The 6,191-nt window shown below is 26.6% G+C and carries 4 protein-coding genes; all 4 read left to right on the top strand.

Annotation, left to right across the window (positions count from 1 at the left end; translation table 11 throughout):
- Positions 1–790 precede the first annotated feature (790 nt).
- The 4 genes from ACN0WI_RS16835 to ACN0WI_RS16820 all read left to right on the top strand — a co-directional run bounded on the left by ACN0WI_RS16835 (position 791) and on the right by ACN0WI_RS16820 (position 5,984).
- Complete coding sequence (locus ACN0WI_RS16835) at positions 791–1,510, top strand: HNH endonuclease (RefSeq protein ID WP_417888214.1); 720 nt, start codon at positions 791–793, stop codon at positions 1,508–1,510.
- Between the two features lie 162 nt (positions 1,511–1,672).
- Positions 1,673–2,350 (top strand): hypothetical protein, encoded by a 678-nt coding sequence (locus ACN0WI_RS16830; protein ID WP_417888213.1) that lies wholly within the window; start codon positions 1,673–1,675, stop codon positions 2,348–2,350.
- A 169-nt stretch (positions 2,351–2,519) separates the two neighbouring features.
- A complete protein-coding gene (locus ACN0WI_RS16825) occupies positions 2,520–4,808 on the top strand; it encodes an AAA family ATPase (RefSeq protein WP_417888212.1) in 2,289 nt (762 codons plus the stop codon).
- A gap of 159 nt (positions 4,809–4,967) precedes the next feature.
- On the top strand, positions 4,968–5,984 hold the full coding sequence (locus ACN0WI_RS16820; protein ID WP_417888211.1) for an acyltransferase: 1,017 nt from the start codon (positions 4,968–4,970) through the stop codon (positions 5,982–5,984).
- Positions 5,985–6,191 lie beyond the last annotated feature (207 nt).

The raw sequence follows: 6,191 nt of genomic DNA, 5'->3' as shown, positions 1-6,191 counted from the left end.
TAACAATGTATAACCGCAATTACGGCGGATTCGACTACGTCCGAATCCACTCGGAATTGCTAAGGCTTGTGTTTAATCCGAAAATAATAGCTAATTTAAACCGTAACTGACGGTTATACAAGACCGTTACCTAAAATAGCTCCGAAACCAATCTCCCGCTGAAAAAAGAACTGATCGAAGATGACTAATATTTGATAAAAATGAGCAATATTTTTCAAAACAAAAATGGTCAAAACCGCGCTCTGAAAACCGAACTGAATGCGAAAATATTATAATCGAAATTTGATAAAACACAAGATAAATTTTGACTAAAAAAACTGAAAATACTAATGGAAACGGACTAAAAGCAGACTCTAAAAAAGTTACGTTGACTTGAAATCGACCCTGATTGAATATTGCTTTAAAAATTAAGCCTAAAAATCAAAAAAAATCGGAATACAACGCTCAAAAGATAAAATTGAATAATGCTAACTTAAAATGTCAAACTGACTAATGCGCGATTGATTAAAATTGACACTTGCATACTCTGAATAAAATAAAAATGCGAAAATGCGAAATTCGACAAATTTGAGATCTTTATTTGCAATTTGAAAATACAGAATAAACCAATCTGAGTGTGTCGCTACATTAGGTAACAATGGTTATAATTCATTGCGGCGGAATTTTCTACCGAAAATTCCACGAATATTTGCTAAATTACAGCCGCAACCGAAAAGTCCTGGCGGACTTTTCCGCAACGAAATCATAACCTAATCCGTTGTAAACAATTTGAGAAAAAAATCGAAAACATATGAAAATTAAGGAAAGAATTTTTCATTCTTGGTTAATAAAAACACAACCTCAAATTGGAAATCCTGGAAAATATTCTAAAACAATAACTACACTTTCAAATCATCTGAAAAAACAAAATATAAGTAACACGGATTTATTTTTAATTGACAGTTACAGTGAAACAGAAAAATTAAAAGAATTATATTTTGCAAATAGTGAACTTTACGAAAAAAATGTTCGTGGAAACAGAATGTACAGTCGTGCATTTGACCTTTATTTAGAATTCCTAAAAGACAATTACGAATCGGAAAGTATCTCTGATGACATAATAAATACAAATAACCGAAAAGAAATTACTGAAACCGAAAGGAAAAATTATGTACTTAGTCGAATTGGTCAAGGAATATATAGAAAAAAACTAATTGATTATTGGAAATCTTGTTCTGTAACTGGAATAAAAGAAATTCCTCTATTAATTGCTTCACATATTAAACCTTGGAAAAAATCTACTGACTTTGAAAAACTTGATGTCTACAACGGATTTTTACTTACACCAAATCTGGACAAAGTTTTTGATATAGGTTTAATTTCATTCGATAATGAAGGAAAAATTATAATATCTGAATTTTTAGACAACTATGAACTTTTTGGAATTTATGAAAATATGACAATTAAAATATCGACAGAGCATCAAAAATATTTAGAATATCATAGGAAAAATATTTTAAAAACTGAATAAAAAACTGTTTACAACACCGTATATAATTTATTGCTAGTTCTAGCCTACTTACGAAAATCCTCGCGGATTTTCTATTCGGTTTTTATTTGCTAAATTAGGTGCTTAAACACGCAACAAACCATATACAAAAACGTTAGCTGTAATTAAAACACAATCGTATAAATGATTCACGAAAGTTATTATTGGAGAAAGGAATTAATAAAGATTTCAAAAAGTTTAAAAAAGCGAATCCAGTATAAAAAAGAATGGAATGATTCAAAGTATGCGAAATTTGAGAAAGAAATTATGTTTGGATTTTATATAGTCCGAAAACTTTTAGAAGCAAATAAACTGACTAGCGATTTTAGCTCTTTGAAATTAGAATGCAAAGTTTACCCAAGTAATGGAAAGCCAATAACTCTAATGAATAATCATCGATTTGACGAAAACTACGATTTAGAAAAGCCAACAATAGAAAAACGTGAATTAAGGTTTTTCATTAATCAGTTTGTACATAGCTATATATTTTCCCCAATAATATCAGTCGTGGATAAAGATATCGAGGCAAAAATGGACGATGATAGTTTAACGGAAGATGAGATTATTGAAATTTACGATGATGCAGATAAAGAGTTGTCAGGAGTATTTTTCAACTCGGACAATAATAAAAATGATTCCCTTTTTGAAATGCAAATTAAAACAATCCGAAAATTGTTTAAAAAAGTGGGAAAATGTAACGTTACTCGAATCGAAATGAAATATGACGAACGAAAAGGGGATTATAAATCAGTTCGTTTCGGAGGAGAACAGAAAATATCTGAAGAAACAGAAGAATTGATTAAAAAAATAGAAGAAAAATAACTACAGCTAACAATGGCTATAAGTAATTGCTTGTTCTCGCCTACTTTGGAAATTCCTGCGGAATTTCCAACTTGGTGTGTACTTGCAAAGTTAAGTGCTAACCCACGCAACTACTCATATCCGAGACCGTTGTGTTTCATACTGAAAAAACATTCTGATAAAGATTAATATGCTTATAAAAATTCATCAAATTAATAATGTTAGAAACCTGAACGAATTTAATAATTCAGATAGTTTTTTAAAAAAGAATGTAATATTTGCCTTAAACGGTAGTGGAAAAACAAACTTATCAAGATTCTTTAAAAAATTTGAAATTGATAATCTCTCTATCACACAATTTGAAGATTTATTATCTCTAGAAGCTCAAGAAAAAAAAGAAAATATAGAATTTAATCTTGAATTTACCGACAACCAAAAGGTAACAAACTTAAACCTAAATCTTCCTATAAAACATAATATTCTCGTCTATAATAAAGAGTTCCTTGATGAAAATATAACAATAAATGATTTTTCTAAAAAAAATCATACTGGAGAAATTAACATAGGAAAAATTAAAAACAGTGATGATTCAATAAAATCAATTGAAACTGAAATTAATTTAACTATAAAAAAAGGAACTGAGATAAAAGATAAAATTGAATCCGATTTAGACTTATTATCAATAAATCTAAGAAAAAAATACAACGCAAAAAAGTCCACTTTTTCGGATTTTCTAAACTTCATTAATCTTAATGATAGAAAAATTATAAATGAAATAAAAAAGAATGAATCAATAAAAGAGTCAGAAATAAATTACAGTAAAATAAATGACATTAATGAAAATGACGTCATAAAAACTAGTTTTTCTTTGCTTAATGAATTGAAAACTGATAATATTTCTTCACTATTACTCAATTCTTTCGACTATAAAGATTTAGATACAAAAATTGAAAATCATATAAAATTAATTTCAAAGGATTGGGTCAAAAAAGGAATCGAAATATATAAAAATGACTCTAAAAGTGACAACTGCCCTTTTTGCCGACAAACATTAGAAAATACAGATATTATTAATCAATATAATTTATTCATTGATTCATTAAAAAGTAAAACTATTGATACAATTGATATAAATATCAATGACATAAATACGATTTTAAAAGATATAGAATTTAACAACAAACAGCTAAAAATATTACCCAATAAAATTGAAAGACTGAACAAAATTATTGGAGTAAAAAAATCAAACTTTATTAGAGATATAGATTCCTCTAGATTAGAAAAATTATTAACTCGAATATCAAAATATTTAGAAACAAAAAAAATCAAATTAATAGAAGCTATAGAATTAAATGAGGATGAACTTTCAACTATACTTTCAGAAATTAAATCTGAATTCATTCGTATTCAAAATTTATATTCAAAAAACAATCTAGAAATCCAATCTTTAAATCTAAAAATCAATGATTTAAGTAAACGAAAAAGTGAATTAAGAAAACAAATAGCTCAATTAGCTTTATTTAATTATAAACAACAAAATGCTTTTGTTCTAGAACAACGAAATGAATTATTAGCCAAACTAGAAATAGACAAAAAACGACTTGAGACAGAAAAAGGCAAAGCACCTTCTAAAGAGAAAAAAGAGGTCATAATTCAATTTGTAAATGAATTAATTAAAACCGCAGGATTATACAAATACGAAATTAATAGTGATTTTAATTTATTACTTAAAACAAATAGTCAAAAAGTATATGATATATCTAAAAACACTAATTTTATAAGTGAAGGAGAAAAATCGGTAATTGCATTTGCATATTTTATAGCTTCTAGCATTCAAAAAATTGAAAGTTTTGAAGATATCAATAATTTAACTTTATTCATAGACGACCCTGTTTCAAGTAATAGTTACAACTATTTACACGGAATGGGAAGAATTTTAAAAACATTACCTTCTCTTTATAGAAAAATTTTAGATAATAAGAACGATAAAATTAGTCCGCAAGTTTTTGTTTTAACACATAATCTTCAGTTTTATAATTTCTTAGCTGGTAATGTTTATAAAAAAAATTCTGTTTTCTATAATTTTGAAATAAATCAAAAATCAAAAACGACATTTTTAAAAAAAGTTCATAATAGTAGAAAACTATCGGAATACTTAACATCATTAAAAAGAGTATATGAATTTTCAAATGAGATGCGAGAAGAAAATATTGGAGGAGATATAAGAAAAGTTTTAGAAACAATTTGTTCTTTTCATTTTCTAGAATTAAAACCCGAAAATATTGAGTTAATATTTGGTAAAGAACCTGAATTAGATTTAAAATTAATTGCAGACGATTATACTCACACGGATTTCAATAATTATGAGGACCCATTAACTTTAGAATCATTGAAAAAAGCATCAATTTGTTTACTTGATTTTATAAAAGAAAAATATAATTCACAATATTTAGAAATAGAGAAAATGTGCAGAAATTAAAGTACGAAAACACAACACCGTATATAATTTATTGCTGGCTTCTTGCCTACTTACGAAAGTCCTCGCGGACTTTCTTGGTCGATAATTATTTACTAAATTAGTTGCTTGAAACACGCAACAAACCATATACAACAACGTTGGGCTTAATTAAAAAACGTTTTGAAAAAAAAATCACTTTGGTTAGATAATATTAGGGCAATTTCTACGATTGCAGTCGTTATTCTTCACGTATCATCTCCAATCCTATATAAATATGGAGAAATATCAGAGGGGATTTGGAACATTGGAAATTTCTATGATGGAATGGTTCGCTTTTGTGTTCCTGTCTTTTTTATGCTTAGTGGAGCTCTCTTATTAAGTAAGGACTACCAATTAAGTTATTTTATAAAAAAAAGATTTTGGAGAATAATACCTCCTTTAATTTTTTGGAGTGTAATTTATCTAATTTATGATAAATTTTTAGTGGGAGAAAAATCTTATACGATTATCAGTTCGATTAAGATGATTATAAGGAATTTATTTTATGGAGCTAAATTTCATCTATGGTTTGTATATACATTACTTGGGCTTTATTTATTTATTCCAATTCTTAGAAAATGGATTAAACATTCAAATAATAAAGAAATACTTTACTTTTTGATAATATGGTTTTTCACAATAATTTATAGCCTTCCATATTTAAAGACATATCTTCCAAATATTCCTTTGACCAATTTTTCTGGGTATATTGGATATTTAGTATTAGGTTATTACTTATCTAATTTTACTTTAAGAAATAAATATATACCAATCATATATGCAATTGTAGGAATGGGAATTACTATTTATGGAACATACTATTTAACAAACCAAAAAAATGAATTTTCCGGATACTTTTATGGATACTTAACACCAAATGTATTACTTAGCTCTATTGGAATTTTTCTAATTTTAAAGAATTTAAAAATTAAAAGTAACAAAATTAAAAGGGTAATTTTATTTATAAGTAACGAAAGTTTTGGAATCTATTTAGTCCACGTACTTACATTAACGCTTTTAAGTAAAGTTGGAATAAATTGGCAATTTACAAACCCGATTATGAGTATTCCTATAACCACATTAATTTGTATTCTAATTTCAACTCTTATAATTTATTTAATTAGAAAAATAAAATATGGAAACTATATTTCAGGATAAAAAACTAAGCCCAACACCGTATATAAAAAATTGCTTGTAAGTAATTAACTGAAGGGTTTATTTTTATTCATAAACCATTACTAAGACGAAAATTTGTGTTTATTTATATGCAACTTTTCATATACAAACACGTTAGCCATAAACTAAAAGCTTTATTGTAATTAAAATATAAACTATAGTTTGAATAAAATTAACCTCAACACATTA

The sequence above is a fragment of the Zunongwangia sp. genome (genome assembly GCF_048269745.1).
Classification (GTDB): domain Bacteria; phylum Bacteroidota; class Bacteroidia; order Flavobacteriales; family Flavobacteriaceae; genus Zunongwangia.
Note: the sequence above shows the minus strand (reverse complement) of the source record. Positions and strands in the feature narration are given on the sequence as shown.

What these genes read in the sequence shown, in the direction of transcription:
- ACN0WI_RS16835 (WP_417888214.1), top strand. Translation starts at nt 791, where the DNA reads ATGAAAATTAAGGAAAGAATTTTTCATTCTTGGTTAATAAAAACACAA.
- ACN0WI_RS16830 (WP_417888213.1), top strand. Translation starts at nt 1,673, where the DNA reads ATGATTCACGAAAGTTATTATTGGAGAAAGGAATTAATAAAGATTTCA.
- ACN0WI_RS16825 (WP_417888212.1), top strand. Translation starts at nt 2,520, where the DNA reads ATGCTTATAAAAATTCATCAAATTAATAATGTTAGAAACCTGAACGAA.